The following is a 17,601-nucleotide window of genomic DNA, read 5'->3' on the forward strand; positions in this document are numbered from 1 at the left end:
TTCAACTGAAGTGCGTCAGCACGCCGGCGATGGTCGCCGTCATGAAGGTGGCGATGGTACCGCCCAGCACGGCGCGCAGGCCGAACTTGGCCAGGTCGTGTCGACGTTCCGGGGCCAGGCCGCCGATGCCGCCGATCTGGATGGCGATCGAGCTGAAGTTGGCGAAGCCGCACAGGGCGTAGGTCGCGATCAGGCGGCCTTCGTCGGACAGCGACACGCCGGCGATCTGGCCGTTCACGATCTGCGACAGCTCGGTGTAGGCCACGAATTCGTTGATGACGACCTTCTGCCCGATCAGCGAGCCGACGGTGGTGGCGTCGGCCCACGGGGTGCCGATCACCCAGGCGATCGGGGCCAGCACGTAACCGAAGATGGTCGACAGGTTGGTCGGCTTGCCGATCGCGGCAGCCAGGCCGGTGACATCACCGATCCAGGTCAGCGGGGCGTTCAACAGGGCGATCAGGGCGATGAAGGCCAGCAGCATCGCGCCGATGTTCAGCGCCAGCTTCAGGCCGTCGCCGGCGCCGGCCGCAGCCGCGTCGATGATGTTGCTGGAGGTCTTCTCGACTTCCATCTTCACCGTGCCGCGGGTCAGCGGGGTACCGGTTTCCGGGATCAGCAGCTTGGCCACGACCAGGGTGGCCGGGGCCGCCATGATGCTGGCCGCCAGCAGATGCTTGGCGTAGAAGGCCTGCTGCGCCGGGTCGCCGCCGCCGAGCATGCCCACGTAGGCCGCCAGCACGCCGCCGGCGATGTGGGCCATGCCGCCGATCATCATGGTCAGCAGCTCGGACTGGGTCATTTTGGCGATGTACGGGCGCACGGTCAGCGGCGCCTCGGTCTGGCCGATGAAGACGCTGGCGCAGACGCTGGTGGTTTCCGCACCGGACACGCGCATCACCTTGGTGATCGACCACGCCATCACGCGGACGATGCCCTGCATGATGTTGAGGTGGTACATCACGCCCATCAGCGCCGAGAAGAAGATGATGGTCGGCAGCACCTGGAAGGCGAAGATGAAGCCGTAGTTCTGGGTGTCCATCAACGAGCCGAAGATGAAGCCCGAGCCCTCGTTGACGAAGCTGAGGATCTTGACGAAGCCCTTGCCCAGGGCATCGAACACGTCACGCCCGCCCGGTACCAGGATCACCAGCGCCGCGAAGGCGATCTGCAGGGTGATGCCGGTGATGACCAGCTTCCAGTCCACCGCGCGCTTGTTGTTGGAAAACAGCCAGGTGATGCCGATCAGCACCGCCAACCCGAAAAGGCCGAAGCCGATCCTGCCCAAACCTTCGACCATGAGAGCTCCCCCCGGGGGCGCGCGAAAAACGGGAAGCCTAGTGCAGGGCCGGGGCTGGAGCAAGGAAAAGCGGCGTGCGCGGGCCCATCGGCACCGATCAGGCCAGCAACGGCAAGGGCTTGCCGCAGACGGGGGCGGGTAGAATGGGGCTCGATCCCGGCCCGTATGCGGGCCTGCAACAGGAGAATCGCATGCTCTACCGTCGCCTTGGCTCCACCGGCCTGCCGGTGTCCGCCCTGTCCTTCGGCGCCTGGGTGACCTTCGGCGACCAGGTGCCGCGTGACGAGGCCCGCAACCTGGTCGCAGCCGCCTGGGATCACGGCATCAACTTCTTCGACAACGCCGAGGGCTATGCCAACGGCCGCGCCGAGCAGGTGATGGGCGACGTGATCGCCGACCTGCGCCTGCCGCGCGATGGCTACTGCGTGTCCAGCAAGGTGTTCTTCGGCAGCGCCAAGGACCCGCGCCCGACCCAGCGTGGCCTGTCGCGCAAGCATGTGACCGACGCCTGCCACGCCGCGCTCAAGCGCCTGCAGGTGGACTATCTGGACCTTTATTACTGCCACCGCCCGGATCCGGACGCGCCCATCGCCGAAACCGTGCACGCCATGGACACTCTGGTAAGACAGGGCAAGGTGCTGTACTGGGGCACGTCCGAATGGTCGGCCACGCAGATCGAGGAAGCGGTGGACATCGCCGCCCGCCACAACTGGCAGGCACCGTCGATGGAGCAGCCGCAGTACAACCTGCTGCACCGCGAGCGGGTGGAAGTGGAGTACGCCCCGCTGTATGCCAGCGCCGGGCTGGGGACCACCATCTTCTCGCCGCTGGCCTCGGGCCTGCTCAGCGGCAAGTACGACCAGGGCATTCCCGCCGATGCACGGCTGGGCCGCGAGGGCATGGGCTGGCTGCAGGACCTGGTGCTGGGCCAGAACGCTGCCGTGCGCCTGGCCCAGGTGCGCCGCTTCAGCGGGATTGCCGCCGAGCTCGGCCATGCCCCGGCCAGCCTGGCCATCGCCTGGTGCCTGCGCAACCCGAATGTCTCCAGCGTGATTCTCGGCGCCAGCCGGGTCAGCCAGCTGCTGCAGAACCTGCAGGCGCTGGACGTGCTGCAGCAGGTGGACGATGCCGGCTGGGCGCAGGTGGAAGCGGTCTTCGCCTGAGGGCTTCGCGGCGCGGATCGGCTCCCGATCCGCGCCCCTCATTGATGTGATCAATCGAAATTGAGAAACCGATCATAAATCTCATTAATGAAGTTGAGAATGGTTGTTGATTGTTAACTGAGAATCATTATCATCTACTGCGTCCCTCGCACGAGTCCAGATGCTCATGAATGCTCAACCTGTACTGCTGCGCCCCGAAACACTGACCCTGCGCGACCGCCCGGTGCGGGTCGTTCCGCCGGAAGAAGTGATCGACAGCGAAGCCCTGCTGAAGGGCCGCCGCGAAATCCTGATCCAGCACGGCGACCGTTTCTACCGGCTGCGCCACACCAGCAACGACAAGCTGATCCTGACCAAGTAACGCGGCCTGGTCGCCCGCCTCCCTCCCTCCTGCCGGCACCGCCGGCAGGGTGGGCGACTCGTCCGCTCCCGCTCTCTCCCCCTCGGCTGTCCGTGCACGCCTGGCGTGCCGGTGGCCGGGGGCTCCCCCTGCCTGATCGATCACCGCCGATGACCCGCCCGACTGCCCTGTCCGTTGCCCTGTGGATGGCCTTGCCGCTGTCCGCCCATGCTGCTGCCGATGCCGCGCCCGAAGCGCGCGAATTTGATCGGGTGCAGGTCACCGCCACCCGCACCGAACGTGCGGTCAGCGACGTGGCCGCCACTGTCGATGTGATCGACCGCGAGCAGATGGACCGGCAGCTGGTGCACGACATCAAGGACCTGATCCGCTACGAACCCGGTCTGTCGGCCGGCCGCAGCACCACCCGCTTCGGCCTGGGCAGCATCCGCATCCGTGGGCTGGACGGCAACCGCGTGCGCATCCAGACCGATGGCATCGCCATGCCGACCAGTTTCAACATCGGCTCGTTCTCCAACGCCAACCGCAACTTCACCGATCTGGACACGCTCAAGCGCGTGGAGATCGTGCGCGGGCCGGCCAGTTCCCTGTACGGCTCGGACGCCCTCGGCGGCGTGGTGGCCTTCGTCACCAAAGATCCGGCCGACTACCTGAAGGACGGCAAGGACAGCTACGCCGGCCTGAAGTTCGGCTTTGACGGCGAGTGGAAGGGCCTGCTGGGTGGCGTCACCGGTGCCTGGGGGGGCGAACACTGGAGCGGCATGGTCAACATCAACCATCACCAGGGCCAGGAAACCGGCAACCAGGGCGACATCCGCAGCCTCGACAACACCCGCACCGCCGCCAACCCGCAGGATCGCGACGGTCGCAGCGGACTGGCGAAGCTGGTGTATGCGCCCAGCGAAGACCAGCGTTTCCGGCTGACCGTGGAAGGCAACGAAGACAACACCGATACCAACGTGTTTTCTTCCATCGACCACACCACCACGACCAGCATGAAGGCGCGCGACACGCAGAACCGCACGCGGGTGTCCTTCGCCCATGAAATGGATGCGCTGGACAAGGCCTTCGCCGACAGCCTGCATTGGCAGCTGTACACCCAGCACAGCGAAACCACCCAGATCACCGATGAAGGCCGCGCCAACCGCAGCCGCCGCCATCGCGAGTTCAACTTCGACCAGCGTGCGTGGGGCCTGCAGGCGCAGTTCAACAAGGCGTTCAGCACGGGCAGCGTCGAACACGCGCTGACCTACGGCTTCGACGGCGCGCGCACCGACATCCGCCAGAAGCGCGACGGTTATCAGATGCTGGCCAACGGCCAGGTCACCAGCACGCTGCTGCCGGATGTATTCCCGGCACGCGATTTCCCGATCAGCAAGACCACCGAGCTGGGCCTGTACGCGCAGGACGAAATGCACCTGGCCGACGGCAGGCTCTCGCTGGTGCCCGGCGTGCGCGTGGACCGCTATGAACTGAAGCCGGAAGTGGACAGCATCTTCGCCGAAGACAATCCCGGCGTGCCCGTGTCCAAGCTGAGCAAAACCAGCGTGTCGCCGAAGTTCGGCCTGGTCTACCGCTTCACCGATGTGTGGTCGCTGTTTGCCGGCTATTCGCGCGGCTTCCGCTCGCCGCCGTACAACGACGTCAATCTAGGCTTCACCAACTTCGCCTTCGGCTACACCGCCATTCCCAACCCTGACCTCAAGCCGGAAACCAGTGATGGCGTGGAGCTGGGCCTGCGGTTCGTCGCGCCGGTGGCGTATGTCAGCCTCAGCGGCTACTACAACGACTACAAGGATTTCATCGAGTCGCAGTCGCTGGTCGGCACCAACGAGCAGGGCCTGATGGTGTTCCAGTCGCGCAACATCGCCGACGCGCGCATCTACGGTGCCGAACTGAAGGCCGGCGTGGATTTCGGCCAGGTCAGCCCGGCGCTGCAGGGCTGGGCACTGCGCAGTGCAGTGGCCTGGTCGCGCGGTGACAACAAGACCGAAGACACGCCGCTGGATTCCATCGACCCGCTGCGCGGCACCGTCGGCCTGATGTACGACACCGACACCTGGGGCGTCGAATTGGCCGGCACCTTCGTCAAGCGCAAGGATCGCCTGGCAACTGCCACCGCCTACCGCCCAGCCGGCTACGGCGTGGCCGACCTTATGGCGCACTGGAACTTCGCGCCGGGTGCCACCGTCAACGTCGGTGTGTTCAACCTGGGTGACAAACGCTACATCGACTGGTCCAACGTGGGCTCGACCCTCTCGGCCAGCAGCACCGTCCTGGACCGCTATACCAGCCCCGGCCGCACCCTGTCGGCCAGCCTTGCCGTTTCCTGGTGAATCCCATGAGCCGAGCCCTGTCTGCACGTCGCCTGTCGTCCTTCCTGCCGCACCACGCGCTGCAGGCCTGGCCCACGCCGGCGCAGCTGGCCGCGCTGGGCACCGTGCTGTGCCTCTACCACGCCGACAGCAGCGAACTGGGCGGTTGGCGCCAGGCCGTTTCGGTGCACGCCTGCCAGGGCGTGGACAGTGAAGGGGTGCGCGAAAGCCTGTGTTTCCTTGACGGGCGCGGCCGCTGCGTGTGGCGCCTGTACCTGCTGCCGGACAGCGATTTCCTGGCGTGGGACCGGCTGGTGGCGTCGCTGCCGCCGGGCCCGGAGCATGATGCTGAAGGCAGTGTCGGCGAGCGCCTGTGGCGGCGCCTGGCCGGCCACCTGGGGGGCCAGCGTTGGCGCCTGTGCGCGCTGCGCCTGCATGCCGCCGACGAAGGCCGCACCCTGGCCGCCAGCCTGTCCACGCTGTCCTCGCTGGGCGCCGCGACGGCGCGCCGCATCGCGCGGCTGGAGGGTGCCGAGGGCGAGCTGTCCATCGATGACTGCTGCTGCGCCGATGCCGCGCGCAGGCCTGCACCCCGCATTCCGGGCGAGCTGCCGCTGGTGCGCCTGTAACCCGAACCTGAAGGATCGAATGCGGCCATGGATGGCCACCCCTCGAACGTGACACCCCGAAGGAATTCCAGATGAAGTTGCAGACAGCCAGCGTGATGGTGCTGATCGCCGCAAGCGGTGCAGCCAGCGCGCAGCCCTCCGATATCGCCCGTGACCACGCCAGCATCCTGGCCATGCAGGGCGAGTACACCGTGGATTTCGCCTTCGACGAAACCGTGCTGCTGAAGCCGGGCTACGAGCGTGCGCCGGCCATGCGCAGTGCCGGCAACGAAGTGGTGATCGTGGTTGAAGACAGCCCGCGGCGCGTTGTCCTGCAGCACCTGCTGGTGGACGCCAAGAGCGGCCACGTGACCAAGCACTGGCGCCAGGACTGGGTGTATGAAGCCCCCAACCGGTTCGAGTTCAGCGCCGACCAGACCTGGCAGGTGCGCACGATCGCAGCGGCCACCAACACGGGCGCCTGGACCCAGTGCGTCTACGAAGTGAGCGACGCCCCGCGCTACTGCGGCACCGGCACCTGGACCTACGACAACAACGTGCCGACGTGGACCAGCGACATCAGCTGGCGTCCCCTGCCGCGCCGCGAATACACCAAGCGCAGCGACTATAACGCGCTGGCCGTGGTCAACCGCCACACGCTCACCCCGAACGGCTGGACCCACGAACAGTTCAACACCAAGGTGCAGCGCAACGCCGACGGCAGCCAAGTGGAGATCGCCCGCGAGTTCGGCTTCAACGACTACATCAAGACCACCGAAGTCGACTTCACCCCGGCGCGCGACTACTGGAAGGCGACCGCTGGCTACTGGGCCAAGGTGCGCCAGCGCTGGGACGGCTTCCTGACCCAGGCCCCGGGCGTGCACCTGAAGACCAAGCTGGATGGCATGGCGATGATCATCCCGCTGTTCACCCAGGCCGACGACATCCAGTCGGGCAAGAAGGTGAAGGACACGCAGATCGACGAAGTGTTCGCCAAGTACGTGGAAAAGGCCCAGTAGATCCACGCCATGCGTGGATGCGCCCCACTCAGTCCGCTGGCCCGGCCAATGAGGTCAGGTCCAGCCCCGCGTCCTGGAACGCACGCAGCGTGGCGTGCAGGCCGGGCTTGTCCTCGCGCGTGCGCACGCCCCTGATTGCTTCGCTGCAGCGGACGCGATCGGTGCTGCACGCCGTCCTGTCGGGCAGCAGCCGTGCGGTCTGTGCGACCAAGATCGCCATGTGGGCGACCTCCTTTCTCGGCTTGCGCTGGCCCTGGTAGAACCGCGTGAACTCCGCACGCAGGTCGGCCAGGACCTCAGCATCCCCACGCGTGCGCGCCACGCCAGTCGGAACCAAGTAGGTCCCGCGGCCAGAGTGGAAGGCGCTGACCTCGTCGGCCAGCACCGTTTCCAGCACGAAGGCTTGTACCGGGTCCGGCACGTAGCCATCAGCAGTGCGAGCGCAGGCGGGCATTACCGTGGCGATCAGCGGGACACTGCCAAGAAACAGATTCAGGCACGCGCCGTGTTTCATTTTCATTCCTTGAATACTACCCAAGCGGCAATCGACGTGCCGGTCACCCGGGCGATCTCATCAGGTGGGGCGCGCAGCATACAGCCGGCCCCACCCGCAGCGTGTCACGGCGGCGTCAGGCCTCGCGCAGGGCCAGCGCCGGCGGCGTGTGCAGGATCGTCCGCGTGCCCCACCAGCCGGCCAGCAGGCTCAGGCCGATGCCCACCAGCCCGCCCAGCAGCAGGCCCGGCCATGGCGGCAGCAGCGGCAGCTCGAACACCTTCTGCGATACCGCCACGCCGATGCCGGCCGCCGCACCTACCGCCAACATCGCGGCCAGCGCCCCCAGCGCGCCGAATTCCACCAGTACCGCACCGCGCAGCTGGCGCCGGGTGGCCCCCAGCGTGCGCAGCACCGCGCTGTCGTAGCGGCGCTCGCCGGCGGTAGCCTGCAGTGCGGCCAGCAGCACCAGCACGCCGGCCAGCAGGCTGAACACCATCACCAGCTGCACCGCCTGCGCGACGCGGTTCATCACCTCGCGCACCTGCGAGATCACCGCATCGACATCCAGCAGCGACAGGTTCGGCTGTTCGCGCACCAGCGCGCCCAGTCCAGCGGCCTTGCCGGCCGGCAGGTGGAACGCCGACAGCAGGTTGTGCGGCGTATCGCCCACCGCGTTGGGGTTGAGCAGCACGAAAAAGTTCGGGCGGAAGGTGTTCCAGTCCGCCTTGCGCACGCTGGTGACAGTGAACTCGCGTTCCTGCTCGCCCACGGCAATGGTGATGCGGTCGCCCAGGTGCGTGCCGTAGCGCTTGGCCCAGCCGGTTTCTACCGAGGCCTCCGGCGCGGTGCTGTCGGCCTTCCAGAACGTGCCCTCAAGCAGCGTGTTGGCCGGTGGGAAGGTGCTGCGCCAGCTGAAGTTCAACGGCCGGTTCTCGTCATCGTCGTCGCGCTGGCCTTCCCCTTGCGGCGACTGGCCGTTCTGCTCCGGCGTACGGTCCACGCGCAGCGGCGGCTTGCCGTTGATCGCGATCAGGCGGCCGGTGGCCATCGGTTCGACGCTGGCATCGGCCGCGCCCAGCCCCTGCAGCGCGGCCAGCACGCTGTCGCGCTGCTCGGGCTGGATGTTGATCAGGAAGTAGTTGGGCGTGTTCTCCGGCAGGCGCTCGCGCCACTGCTGCAGCAGCCCGGGGCCGGTCACCGCCAGCAGCAGCAGCGCGCACAGCGACAGCGACAGGCCCACCAGCTGCATCACCGCCAGCATCCGCCGCCGGGTCAGCGCGGCCAGGCCCAGCCGCCAGTTGCCATGCAGGCGATGTTGCAGGCCGCGCAGCAGCTGCAGCAGGCCGAAGCCGACCACGCCGGCGGCCAGTGCCAGCGCGGCCAGGCCGCCCAGCACCCACAGCGCCAGCTTCAGATCGCCGGTGACCTGCACCGCCAGCACCAGGCTGGCCGCCAGCGCCGCCACGTAGGCCAGCAGCGAGGCCGGCGGCAGGGCGGCGAAGGAACGGTTGAGCACGCGCATTGGCGGCACCCCGCGCAGGCGCAGCAGCGGCGGCAGGCCGAAGCCGAACAAGAGCAGCAGGCCGATGCCCGCACCGGTCAGCGCCGGGGTGGCCTCGGGCAGCGGCAGGCGCTGCGGCACCAGACTGCCCAGCACCTGCACCAGGCCCTCCTGCGCGACCATGCCCAGGCCGATGCCGAGCGCGCAGGCCGGCACCGCCAGCATCAGCAGCTGCAGCGCCAGGCCAGCGAGGATGTCGCGCTGGCGCGCACCCAGGCAGCGCAGGATCGCCACCTGGTCGATGCGGCGCAGGGCGAAGCGGTTTGCCGCCAGCGCGGTGGCCACGCCGGCCAGCAGCACTGCCAGCAGCGCGCTCAGACCCAGAAAGCGGCCGGCCAGATCAAACGCCTGGCGCACGCCGCGCTGGGTGTCGTCCACGCTCAGCAGGCGCATGCCCTTCACCTGCGGCAGCAGCCATTGCCGGTAGGCGGCCACCTGGTCGGGTGCACCGGCCACCATCAGTCGGTAGTTGATGCGGCTGCCCGGCCCGAGCAGGCCGGTGCCATCGACGTCGGCGCGATTGACCAGCAGGGTGGGCGAGAGCGTCAGCAGGTCGCCACCGCTGTCCGGCTCGGCCTCGATGATGCCGGCCACGCGCAGCGTGCCGGCACCGAACTCGAGCGCATCACCGACCTTCAGGCCCAGCGCCTGCAGCAGGCGCGGGTCGGCATAGGTCTGGCCCTGCGGCGGCATGCCGGCATCGGCGATCGGCGCGCCGCCCGGGGTGGCCCGCACCCGCAGCGTGCCGCGCAGCGGGTAGCCGGCCTGCACCGCCTTGATGCTGGCCATCTGGCTGGCATCGCCGTTGAACAGCACGCTGCCGAAGCCGGCGATGCGGGTATGCGCCAGCCCGCGCCGCTGCGCTTCCTCGGCGAAGGCGGCAGGTGGATCGCTGCGCCCGGCCACGCCGAGGTCGCCGCCCAGCATCTCGGCCGCGCTGCCGGTCAGGGCCAGGTTGACCCGGTTCACCAGGGTGCCGACGGCGGTCATCACCGCCACGCCCAGCACCAGCGCGGCGAAGACGGTCAGCAGGTCACCAGCCAGGGCTTCGCGGCGCAGCGCGCGCCAGGCGTGCCGCAGCAGGTTCATGCCTGTGCCCCGTACTCGACCGCCTGCAGGCGACCGTTGTCGATGCGGTGGATGTATTGGCAGCGCTGGGCCAGGCGCAGGTCGTGGGTGACCAGCACCAGGGTGGTGCCGCTGCCGGCGTTGAGTTCGAACAGCAGGTCGCTGATGTGCTGGCCGGTGGCCTGGTCCAGCGAACCGGTGGGTTCATCGGCGAACAGGATGCGCGGGCGGGTGACGAAGGCGCGGGCCAGGGCCACGCGCTGCTGCTCGCCGCCGGACAGCTGCCGCGGGTAATGGCGGGCGCGGTGCGAGAGGCCGACCTGGGCCAGTACTTCATCGACCCGCGCGCGGTCCTCGCGGCCGGCCAGCTCCAGCGGCAGTGCGACGTTTTCGGCCGCGGTCAGTGCTGGCAGCAGGTGGAAGCTCTGGAACACGAAGCCCACTTCGCGTGCGCGCAGCTGCGCCCGGGCTTCCTCGTCCAGTGCGCCCAGCGCCTGCCCGGCCAGGGTGATGCCGCCGCGGCTGGGCAGGTCCAGCCCGGCCAGCAGGCCGAGCAGGGTGGTCTTGCCGGAACCGGAGGCACCGACGATCGCCACGCTGGTGCCTTCATGTACCGTGAGGGTGATGTTGTCCAGTATGTGGACTTCACCCTCCGGGCCATGCACGGATTTGCCGACCTGGTCGACGGCGATGGCGACGGACGCGCTGCGGGGGGACAGGCTGTCGATGAGGAGACTCCAATGCGCATTACAGGATGGAGCCGGCAAGCCGGCACGATGATGGTGCTGCTGCTAGGGTTGCTGCTGTGGTCCGGGCTGGCGTGTGCCAAAGGTCCGGCGGGCACGGTGCTGGTGCTCGGTGACAGCCTCAGTGCTGCCCACAATATCCCGGCCGAGGCAGGCTGGGTCACCCTGCTCGACAAGCGGGTCAGGCAGCAGTCGAAATCCCCGCCCCGCATCGTCAACGCCAGCATGAGCGGGGAAACCACCGCCGGCGCGCTGACCCGCCTGCCGGGCCTGCTGGCCAAGGAGAAGCCGACCGTCGTGGTCATTGCCCTGGGCGGCAACGATGCCCTGCGTGGGCTGACCCCGGCGCAGGTGCAGGGCAACCTGGAAAAGATGCTGCTGGCCAGCCGCGCCGCCGGCGCCAAGGTGCTGCTGCTGGGCATCGACGTGCCGCCCAACTACGGCCCGGCCTACCGCCAGCGCCTGGCCGCCGCCTACCGCGCGCTGGCCGACAGGTACCAGGTGCCGCTGCTGCCGTTCCTGCTGGAGGGCGTGGCCCTGCAGCCGGGGCTGATGCAGGCAGACGGCCTGCACCCTACCGCGCAGGCCCAGCCGAAGGTGCTGGACAACGTCTGGCCGCTGCTCGAACCCCTGCTGTGAAACTTTTTTCGGTGTCTTGACGGAACTTCACATCGCGTCCACCGTCGATCGGGCATGTTTCACAAAGCTGAAGAAAGAGGTACTCACATGCGTCAGACGAAGGAGACTTCCGGCTTGGTGCTGGTGGTCGAGGACAACCGCAACATCTCCGAGATGATCGGCGAATACCTGGAAGGCCGTGGCTTCGAGGTGGACTATGCGCAGGATGGCCTGGACGGCTACCGTCTGGCCGCTGAAAACAGCTACGACGTGGTCGTGCTGGACCTGATGCTGCCGCGCCTGGATGGCATCGAAGTGTGCCGCCGCCTGCGCAACGATGCCCGCAAGTCGACGCCGGTGCTGATGCTGACCGCGCGTGACACGCTGGACGACAAGCTCACCGGCCTGGGGTTTGGTGCCGATGACTACCTGACCAAGCCGTTCGCCATCCAGGAACTGGAAGCCCGCCTGCGCGCGCTGATCCGCCGCGAACGTCGCCAGGTCGGTTCGGAAGTGCTCAAGGTCGCCGACCTGGTGCTCGATCCGGTCAGCATGCGGGCCACCCGCGCCGGTACCGAACTGCAGCTTTCGCCGATCGGCCTGCGCCTGCTGACCATCCTGATGCGGGAATCGCCCCGCGTGGTCACCCGCCAGGAAATCGAACGCGAGATCTGGGGCAACGGGCTGCCGGATTCGGACACCCTGCGCAGCCATCTGTACAACCTGCGCAAGATCATCGACAAGCCGTTCGACCGTCCGCTGCTGCACACCGTGCAGAGCGCCGGTTACCGCATCGCCGACATCGCCCAGCCCATGGCCTGAGCAGTGCCGGTACAGGAACAGGCCCGCCCCGGCTTCGGCCGGGTCGCGGGGCAGGGAACGGGCTGTCGGCTGCAGGGGGTATCACCCTCCGTGCACGTCGCCGGCACGGCGCGCTGCCTATAATCGCAGCGCTTCAACCGGGACCCCGCAATGCCGCACGGCCTGCCGCGCAAGATCCGTATCGCTTTCATCCTGCAGGCAGTGCTGGCCAGCGTAGGCATCCTGCTGGGCGCCTGGCTGGTCTCGCTGGTGATCAAGCACAGCCTGGTGGGCGCCGCCCTGCGCGAAGAGGCCGCCTACTACTGGACGCTGCACGAGGCCTCGCCCGCGCAGCCGCCGCCCAATACCCAGAACATCCGCGGCTACCTGCTCGAGCGCGGGCGCTCCAGCCTGTCGCTGCCGGCCAATCTGCGCACGCTCGAACCCGGTTTCCATGAACTGCCCGGCGATGACCAGCTGGTGCTGGTCGATGCCCGGCCGCAGGGCCGCCTGTACCTGGTGTTCCTGCGCTCGCGCGCGGAAATGCTGGCCTTCTGGTTCGGCATTGTGCCGGTGCTGCTGACCCTGCTGGCCGTCTACGGCGCCAGCTGGGTGACCTACCGCGCGTCCAAGCGCCTGGTGTCGCCGGTGAACTGGCTGGCGCGGCGGGTGTCGCGCTGGGACCCCGGCCACCCCGAGGCGGCCGATCTGGAGCCGGACAAGCTGCCGGCCGACATGCAGGGCGAGACCCGCCAGCTGGCGGCGGCGCTGCACTCACTGGCCAACCGGGTCACCGACCATGTGGCACGCGAGCGCAACTTCACCCGCGATGCCAGCCACGAACTGCGTACGCCGCTGACCGTGATCCGCGTGGCCAGCGACATGGCGCTGGGCGATGAGACCCTGGAACCGCGCCTGCGCCGCAGCCTGCAGCGCATCCAGCGCGCCGGGCGGGACATGGAAGCGGTGATCGATGCGTTCCTGATCCTGGCCCGCGAGGCCGACATCGAGCCGCAGATCGAGCTGTTCGATGTCAACGACATTGTCCGCTACGAAGTGGACAACGCCAACGAACTGCTGGGCAACCGCCCGGTGGCGGTGCACCTGCACAGCGCCGGCCCGGTGCAGCTGCACGCGCCGCCGCGGGTGCTGCAGGTGGTGGTCAGCAACCTGGTGCGCAACGCCTGCAACTACACCGACGAAGGCCGCATCGACGTGCAGGTCGACTCTGACCGGGTGGTGGTGCGTGATACCGGCATCGGCATGTCGGCCGAGGCGCTGGCCCGCGCGTTCGAGCCGTTCTACCGCGCCGAACCGGATCGCCCGCAGGGTACCGGCCTGGGCCTGTCGATCGTGCGCCGGCTGTGCGACCGCTTCGGCTGGAAGGTCAGCCTCGCCAGCGAGCTGGGCAAGGGCACCGAAGCGACGGTCGTTTTCCGCTGATCCCGACGCCGGGCATGGCCCGGCGCTACCGTCCGCGGTGGATCCACGCCATGCGCGAATGAGGTGGCGCCGAGCCATGCCCGGCGACTGACCGACAGCCGCGATCTGCAGTAGATCCACGCCATGCGTGGATGCGGTAGCGCCGGGCCGTGCCCGGCGACCGTGCCGCCTCAGCGGCAGGTGACCTTCGGCGCCACGGCCTTGGTCCAGATCGCATAGCCGGCCGGGGTCATGTGCAGCATGTCCTCGCGGAACAGCTTCGCATCCGGCTGGCCATCGGCGCCCAGCATCGGGGTGTAGATGTCGGTGTAGCCGGCGTTGGGCAGCTTGGCCAGGGCGGCCTTGATCATCGCGTTGGCCTGGTTGATCGCCGGCAGCAGGTGCGCGCGCGACGGGCTGGGCTTGATCGACAGGTATTCGACCTTGGTCTTCGGCAGGTCGCGGTGCACGCGCTGCACGAAGGCCACCACGTCATCGCGCACCTGGGTGGCGCTGCGGCCGCTGTTGAGATCGTTGTCGCCAGCGTAGAAGAACACCTTGCACGGCGCATACGGCACCACGATCTGGTCGGCATACCAGGTGCTGTCGCGCACTTCCGAACCACCGAAGCCACGGTTGAACACCTGCTGGCCCGGGAAGTCCTCGGCCAGGCTCTCCCAGAAGCGGATCGAGGAGCTGCCGATGAACTCGATGCCCCCGCGCGGCGGCGGGTTGCCCTGGTCGGCCTTGAGGAAGCTGGCAATGTCGCCTTCCCAGGCCACATTGGACACCTGGTCGGGCACGTGCGGCGCGGCCGGCGGGCTCAACGCCTGGGCCAGCGGGGCCAGGGTCAGCAATCCAAGCGACAGCAGACAGGTTCGGGCGAGTGTCATCAGCGGCTCCAGCAAGGGCAGGGGACACCCATCATAGGAGTTCGCCGCCGTGCTGCGCTTGCCCATGGCGGGTCGTTGGCCGGCCGCCGAGGGCTGCTGCTGTCGCCCTTGTGGCAAAATGGGGGCTGTCTGCCCATTCCTGTGCACCCATGATTGCCTGCCGTGCGTCTGAGCGGTCGCTGCGCCGCGCCCCTGTTGCTGGATATTTCCCTCGTGGCTGATCAGTTCGGCCACATGCCCCGCGGCCCGCGGCGCATCTTCCAGGCCGCGCGCTGGTCCTGGCAGGGCCTGCGCGCCGCCTGGCTGCACGAGTCTTCGTTCCGGCTGGAGGTCTACCTTCTGGTCGTGCTGACCCCGCTGGCGCTGTGGCTGGGCCAGACCCCGGTCGAGCGCGCGCTGATGATCGGCTCGATGCTGCTGGTGCTGGCGATGGAACTGGCCAACTCGGCCATCGAAGCGGTGATCGAGCGCTACGGCGCCGAGATCCACGAGCTGGCTGGCCGCGCCAAGGACATGGGCTCGGCAGCAGTGTTCGTGCTGATGATGAACGTGCTGCTGTGCTGGGCACTGGTCGTGGTGCCCCACCTGCTGGGCGGCACGTACGCCTGAACCCCCATTCCCCCACTGTCCTGAAGAGTCTCCATGTCCTTTGAGTTTCTCGCCGACCCCAACGCCTGGGTAACCCTGTTCACCCTCAGCGCCCTGGAAATCGTGCTCGGCATCGACAACCTGGTGTTCATCTCCATCGCCGTCAGCAAGCTGCCGGAAGAGCGTCGCCCGTTCGCGCGCAAGCTCGGCATTGCCGTGGCCTGCATCACCCGCATCGGCCTGCTGGTATCGCTGGCCTACCTGGCGCACATGGCGGCCAACCTGTTCACCGTGGCCGGCATGGGCATCTCCATCCGCGACCTGGTGCTGATCGTCGGTGGCCTGTTCCTGATCATCAAGGGCTTCATGGAGATCAAGGAGCTGATCAGCGGTGGCGAGGATGAAGACCCCAGCACCACCAAGGCCTCGGCCGTGTTCGGCTACGTCATCGCGCAGATCGCGGTCATCGACATCGTGTTCTCGCTGGACTCGGTCATCACCGCCGTCGGCATTGCCGACCACATCCCGGTAATGGTCGCCGCCATCCTGCTGTCGGTGCTGGTGATGCTGCTGGCCGCCAACCCGCTGGGCCGCTTCATCGATGCCAACCCGACGGTGAAGATGCTGGCCCTGGCCTTCATCCTGCTGATCGGTGCGGTGCTGATCCTGGACGGCCTGGACGTGCACGTGCCCAAGCCCTACATCTACGCCGCGATGGGCTTCTCGGTGCTGGTGGAATGGCTGAACCTGCTGATGCGCCGCCGCGCACGCGACCACCACGTGCCGGGTGCCGGCAACTGGTAAACGGGCTTCTGCCACGCATGCAACCCAGGACCCCCGGCACTGCCGGGGGTCCTGCGTTATCGGGGCCGCTGCGCTCGCCGGGCATGGCCCGGCGCTACCGCTCGTGGCGTGGTCTGGTAGCGCCGGGCGATGCCCGGCGGGGCGGTTCCCGCTACCTGTGAACCGGGATCAACACTGTTTTCCCGCGGCGAGGCTTAATCGGCGGCGGCAAAGCGCGCAGGCTACGCAGCCTTCCGTTTCCTCCCCACAGGAACCCCCATGAATTCCAGAGCCGCACTGCTGGCCCTCGCCGTCGGCGCCTTCGCCATCGGCACCACCGAGTTCGCCCCGATGGGCCTGTTGCCAGTCATCGCCGATGGCGTGGGCGTGAGCATTCCTTCCGCCGGCATGCTGATCACCGCCTATGCCGTCGGCGTGATGCTGGGCGCACCGGTGATGACCCTGTTGATGGGGCGGTTCGGCAAGCGCACCGCGCTGATGCTGCTGATGTCGATCTTCGTGGTCGGCAACCTGCTGTCGGCGCTGGCGCCGAACTACGGCCTGCTGCTGCTGTCACGCCTGGTCACCAGCCTCAACCATGGCGCGTTCTTCGGCATCGGTGCCGTGGTCGCCGCCAGCCTGGTACCGAAGGAGAAGCAGGCGGCAGCGGTGGCGACCATGTTCATGGGCCTGACCATCGCCAACATCGGTGGCGTGCCGCTGGCCACCTGGGTCGGCCAGCAGCTGGGCTGGCGCCTGTCCTTCGCCGGTACCGCGGTACTGGGCCTGGTGGCAATCACCGCATTGGGTCTGGCGCTGCCGGCGTCGGCGCCGGATGCGCGCCCGGACGTGCGTCGCGAGATACGCGCGATCCTGCAGCCGCAGGTGCTGCTGGCGATGGCCACCACGGTGCTGGGTGCCGGTGCGATGTTCACCCTCTACACCTACGTGGCCCCGGTACTGAGCGAACTGACGGGCGCGTCGAATGCATTCATTGCGATGTCGCTGGCACTGATCGGCATCGGCTTCACCGTCGGCAATGGCATCGGCGGGCGCATGGCCGACTGGTCGCTGGACGGTGCCACGCGCATCCTGTTGGCCGTGCTGGCGGTGCTGATGTTCGTGCTGCCGCTGGCTTTCATGAGCCACGCCACGGCGGCGCTCGGTGTCCTGCTGTTCGGTGCGGCGACCTTTGCCCTGGTGCCGCCGCTGCAGATCCGGGTGATGCAGGTGGCCAGCGAGGCGCCGGGCCTGGCGTCGTCGATCAACGTCGGTGCGTTCAACCTGGGCAACGCGGTGGGTGCGGCGCTGGGCGGTGCGGTGATCAGCGCGGGCCTGGGGTATGCGGCGATTCCGGTGGCCGGTGGCCTGCTGGCGGCATCGGGCCTGCTGCTGGCATGGCTGGGGCGGACGCGCGCGCCGGTGGCTGAGGCTTGTTGAATGGTGTGGGGTTCCGGCAGGGCTTGCAGCCCTGCACCCGCAGAATCAACGTCAACGTCAAAAGCGGTGCTGGTTTTCTGCTGGTTGGGCGGGGCGGTGTGGGCTTGCAGGACACGCCGTAAACCCGTCCATGGGGGCTCGTAGGCGCCATCCATGGCGCCTGCGGTCCTGCAAGCCCACACCGCCCCACCCCCGACAGGTCCACTCGGCTGTTGGTGGGTGCCGACCGTTGGTCGGCACGAATGCCTGAAGCATGGGCTTTGGCTTTTGCTCTTGCTCTTGCTCTTGCTCTTTTTGATCTTTCCCGCGGTGCCGATAAACCGTCCATGGTCGGGAGGGTGGGTTGGCTGGGGGCGTGAGCCGCATGGATGCGGCGACCGAGCTTACAGGGACGTACTTGCAGCGTCCCCCAGCCAACC

General features: G+C 68.0%; 16 protein-coding genes. 11 read left to right on the forward strand and 5 right to left on the reverse strand.

Annotated features, from left to right (window positions below; translation table 11 throughout):
* Window position 1 precedes the first annotated feature (1 nt).
* On the reverse strand, window positions 2-1,300 hold the full coding sequence (locus AC1VXD_RS00775) for a NupC/NupG family nucleoside CNT transporter (protein ID WP_116865111.1): 1,299 nt from the start codon (window positions 1,298-1,300) through the stop codon (window positions 2-4).
* Window positions 1,301-1,491: 191 nt separating this feature from the next.
* On the opposite strand from AC1VXD_RS00775, the gene AC1VXD_RS00780 reads away from it, so the two are divergent.
* The 5 genes from AC1VXD_RS00780 to AC1VXD_RS00800 all read left to right on the forward strand — a co-directional run bounded on the left by AC1VXD_RS00780 (window position 1,492) and on the right by AC1VXD_RS00800 (window position 6,766).
* Window positions 1,492-2,463 carry a potassium channel beta subunit family protein gene (locus AC1VXD_RS00780; RefSeq protein WP_482990407.1) on the forward strand — a complete coding sequence of 324 codons (972 nt, stop codon included), beginning with the start codon at window positions 1,492-1,494 and terminating at the stop codon, window positions 2,461-2,463.
* A 166-nt stretch (window positions 2,464-2,629) separates the two neighbouring features.
* Window positions 2,630-2,824: a hemin uptake protein HemP gene (gene hemP / locus AC1VXD_RS00785; protein ID WP_005412278.1), complete on the forward strand. Its 195-nt coding sequence runs from the start codon at window positions 2,630-2,632 to the stop codon at window positions 2,822-2,824.
* Window positions 2,825-2,973: 149 nt separating this feature from the next.
* Window positions 2,974-5,160: a TonB-dependent hemoglobin/transferrin/lactoferrin family receptor gene (locus AC1VXD_RS00790; protein WP_482990408.1), complete on the forward strand. Its 2,187-nt coding sequence runs from the start codon at window positions 2,974-2,976 to the stop codon at window positions 5,158-5,160.
* Between the two features lie 5 nt (window positions 5,161-5,165).
* The gene (locus AC1VXD_RS00795; RefSeq protein ID WP_079220664.1) at window positions 5,166-5,768 is read left to right on the forward strand and encodes a Hemin transport protein; all 603 of its coding nucleotides are present in this window, start codon (window positions 5,166-5,168) and stop codon (window positions 5,766-5,768) included.
* 71 nt (window positions 5,769-5,839) lie between these two features.
* Entirely contained in the window at window positions 5,840-6,766 is a 927-nt protein-coding gene (locus AC1VXD_RS00800) for a DUF6607 family protein (protein ID WP_482990409.1), read from the forward strand.
* A gap of 28 nt (window positions 6,767-6,794) precedes the next feature.
* Here the strand turns inward: AC1VXD_RS00800 and AC1VXD_RS00805 are convergent, their stop codons facing one another.
* From AC1VXD_RS00805 to AC1VXD_RS00815, 3 genes are all read right to left on the reverse strand, one after another.
* Window positions 6,795-7,280 carry a hypothetical protein gene (locus AC1VXD_RS00805; protein WP_482990410.1) on the reverse strand — a complete coding sequence of 162 codons (486 nt, stop codon included), beginning with the start codon at window positions 7,278-7,280 and terminating at the stop codon, window positions 6,795-6,797.
* 115 nt (window positions 7,281-7,395) lie between these two features.
* Window positions 7,396-9,912, reverse strand: a complete 2,517-nt coding sequence (locus AC1VXD_RS00810) for an ABC transporter permease (protein ID WP_482990411.1) — start codon at window positions 9,910-9,912, stop codon at window positions 7,396-7,398.
* A complete protein-coding gene (locus AC1VXD_RS00815; RefSeq protein ID WP_108767784.1) occupies window positions 9,909-10,556 on the reverse strand; it encodes an ABC transporter ATP-binding protein in 648 nt (215 codons plus the stop codon). The genes AC1VXD_RS00810 and AC1VXD_RS00815 overlap by 4 nt, the downstream gene beginning before the upstream one ends.
* A gap of 75 nt (window positions 10,557-10,631) precedes the next feature.
* On the opposite strand from AC1VXD_RS00815, the gene AC1VXD_RS00820 reads away from it, so the two are divergent.
* The 3 genes from AC1VXD_RS00820 to AC1VXD_RS00830 all read left to right on the forward strand — a co-directional run bounded on the left by AC1VXD_RS00820 (window position 10,632) and on the right by AC1VXD_RS00830 (window position 13,499).
* Window positions 10,632-11,276 (forward strand): arylesterase, encoded by a 645-nt coding sequence (locus AC1VXD_RS00820; protein WP_482990412.1) that lies wholly within the window; start codon window positions 10,632-10,634, stop codon window positions 11,274-11,276.
* 87 nt (window positions 11,277-11,363) lie between these two features.
* Complete coding sequence (locus tag AC1VXD_RS00825; RefSeq protein ID WP_002811889.1) at window positions 11,364-12,077, forward strand: response regulator transcription factor; 714 nt, start codon at window positions 11,364-11,366, stop codon at window positions 12,075-12,077.
* 150 nt (window positions 12,078-12,227) lie between these two features.
* Complete coding sequence (locus AC1VXD_RS00830; RefSeq protein WP_482990413.1) at window positions 12,228-13,499, forward strand: sensor histidine kinase; 1,272 nt, start codon at window positions 12,228-12,230, stop codon at window positions 13,497-13,499.
* A 170-nt stretch (window positions 13,500-13,669) separates the two neighbouring features.
* On the opposite strand, the gene AC1VXD_RS00835 is transcribed toward AC1VXD_RS00830, so the two are convergent.
* Complete coding sequence (locus tag AC1VXD_RS00835; protein WP_482990414.1) at window positions 13,670-14,371, reverse strand: SGNH/GDSL hydrolase family protein; 702 nt, start codon at window positions 14,369-14,371, stop codon at window positions 13,670-13,672.
* A gap of 213 nt (window positions 14,372-14,584) precedes the next feature.
* On the opposite strand from AC1VXD_RS00835, the gene AC1VXD_RS00840 reads away from it, so the two are divergent.
* The 3 genes from AC1VXD_RS00840 (at window position 14,585) to AC1VXD_RS00850 (ending at window position 17,182) form a co-directional block, all read left to right on the forward strand.
* Window positions 14,585-14,980 carry a diacylglycerol kinase gene (locus AC1VXD_RS00840; protein WP_482990415.1) on the forward strand — a complete coding sequence of 132 codons (396 nt, stop codon included), beginning with the start codon at window positions 14,585-14,587 and terminating at the stop codon, window positions 14,978-14,980.
* A 33-nt stretch (window positions 14,981-15,013) separates the two neighbouring features.
* Window positions 15,014-15,763, forward strand: a complete 750-nt coding sequence (locus AC1VXD_RS00845) for a TerC family protein (RefSeq protein WP_482990416.1) — start codon at window positions 15,014-15,016, stop codon at window positions 15,761-15,763.
* Between the two features lie 258 nt (window positions 15,764-16,021).
* Window positions 16,022-17,182, forward strand: coding sequence for an MFS transporter (locus tag AC1VXD_RS00850; RefSeq protein ID WP_482990417.1), 1,161 nt, complete (start codon window positions 16,022-16,024; stop codon window positions 17,180-17,182).
* Window positions 17,183-17,601 lie beyond the last annotated feature (419 nt).

Source organism: Stenotrophomonas sp. STEN054, assembly GCF_056854535.1.

Excerpts from the sequence above, each read along its gene's own strand:
- AC1VXD_RS00820 (WP_482990412.1), top strand. The coding sequence starts at position 10,632 with ATGCGCATTACAGGATGGAGCCGGCAAGCCGGCACGATGATGGTGCTG.
- AC1VXD_RS00835 (WP_482990414.1), bottom strand. The coding sequence starts at position 14,371 with ATGACACTCGCCCGAACCTGTCTGCTGTCGCTTGGATTGCTGACCCTG.
- AC1VXD_RS00800 (WP_482990409.1), top strand. The coding sequence starts at position 5,840 with ATGAAGTTGCAGACAGCCAGCGTGATGGTGCTGATCGCCGCAAGCGGT.
- AC1VXD_RS00845 (WP_482990416.1), top strand. The coding sequence starts at position 15,014 with ATGTCCTTTGAGTTTCTCGCCGACCCCAACGCCTGGGTAACCCTGTTC.
- AC1VXD_RS00850 (WP_482990417.1), top strand. The coding sequence starts at position 16,022 with ATGAATTCCAGAGCCGCACTGCTGGCCCTCGCCGTCGGCGCCTTCGCC.
- AC1VXD_RS00810 (WP_482990411.1), bottom strand. The coding sequence starts at position 9,912 with ATGAACCTGCTGCGGCACGCCTGGCGCGCGCTGCGCCGCGAAGCCCTG.
- AC1VXD_RS00775 (WP_116865111.1), bottom strand. The coding sequence starts at position 1,300 with ATGGTCGAAGGTTTGGGCAGGATCGGCTTCGGCCTTTTCGGGTTGGCG.
- AC1VXD_RS00825 (WP_002811889.1), top strand. The coding sequence starts at position 11,364 with ATGCGTCAGACGAAGGAGACTTCCGGCTTGGTGCTGGTGGTCGAGGAC.
- AC1VXD_RS00780 (WP_482990407.1), top strand. The coding sequence starts at position 1,492 with ATGCTCTACCGTCGCCTTGGCTCCACCGGCCTGCCGGTGTCCGCCCTG.
- AC1VXD_RS00795 (WP_079220664.1), top strand. The coding sequence starts at position 5,166 with ATGAGCCGAGCCCTGTCTGCACGTCGCCTGTCGTCCTTCCTGCCGCAC.
- AC1VXD_RS00830 (WP_482990413.1), top strand. The coding sequence starts at position 12,228 with ATGCCGCACGGCCTGCCGCGCAAGATCCGTATCGCTTTCATCCTGCAG.
- hemP (WP_005412278.1), top strand. The coding sequence starts at position 2,630 with ATGAATGCTCAACCTGTACTGCTGCGCCCCGAAACACTGACCCTGCGC.
- AC1VXD_RS00805 (WP_482990410.1), bottom strand. The coding sequence starts at position 7,280 with ATGAAACACGGCGCGTGCCTGAATCTGTTTCTTGGCAGTGTCCCGCTG.
- AC1VXD_RS00790 (WP_482990408.1), top strand. The coding sequence starts at position 2,974 with ATGACCCGCCCGACTGCCCTGTCCGTTGCCCTGTGGATGGCCTTGCCG.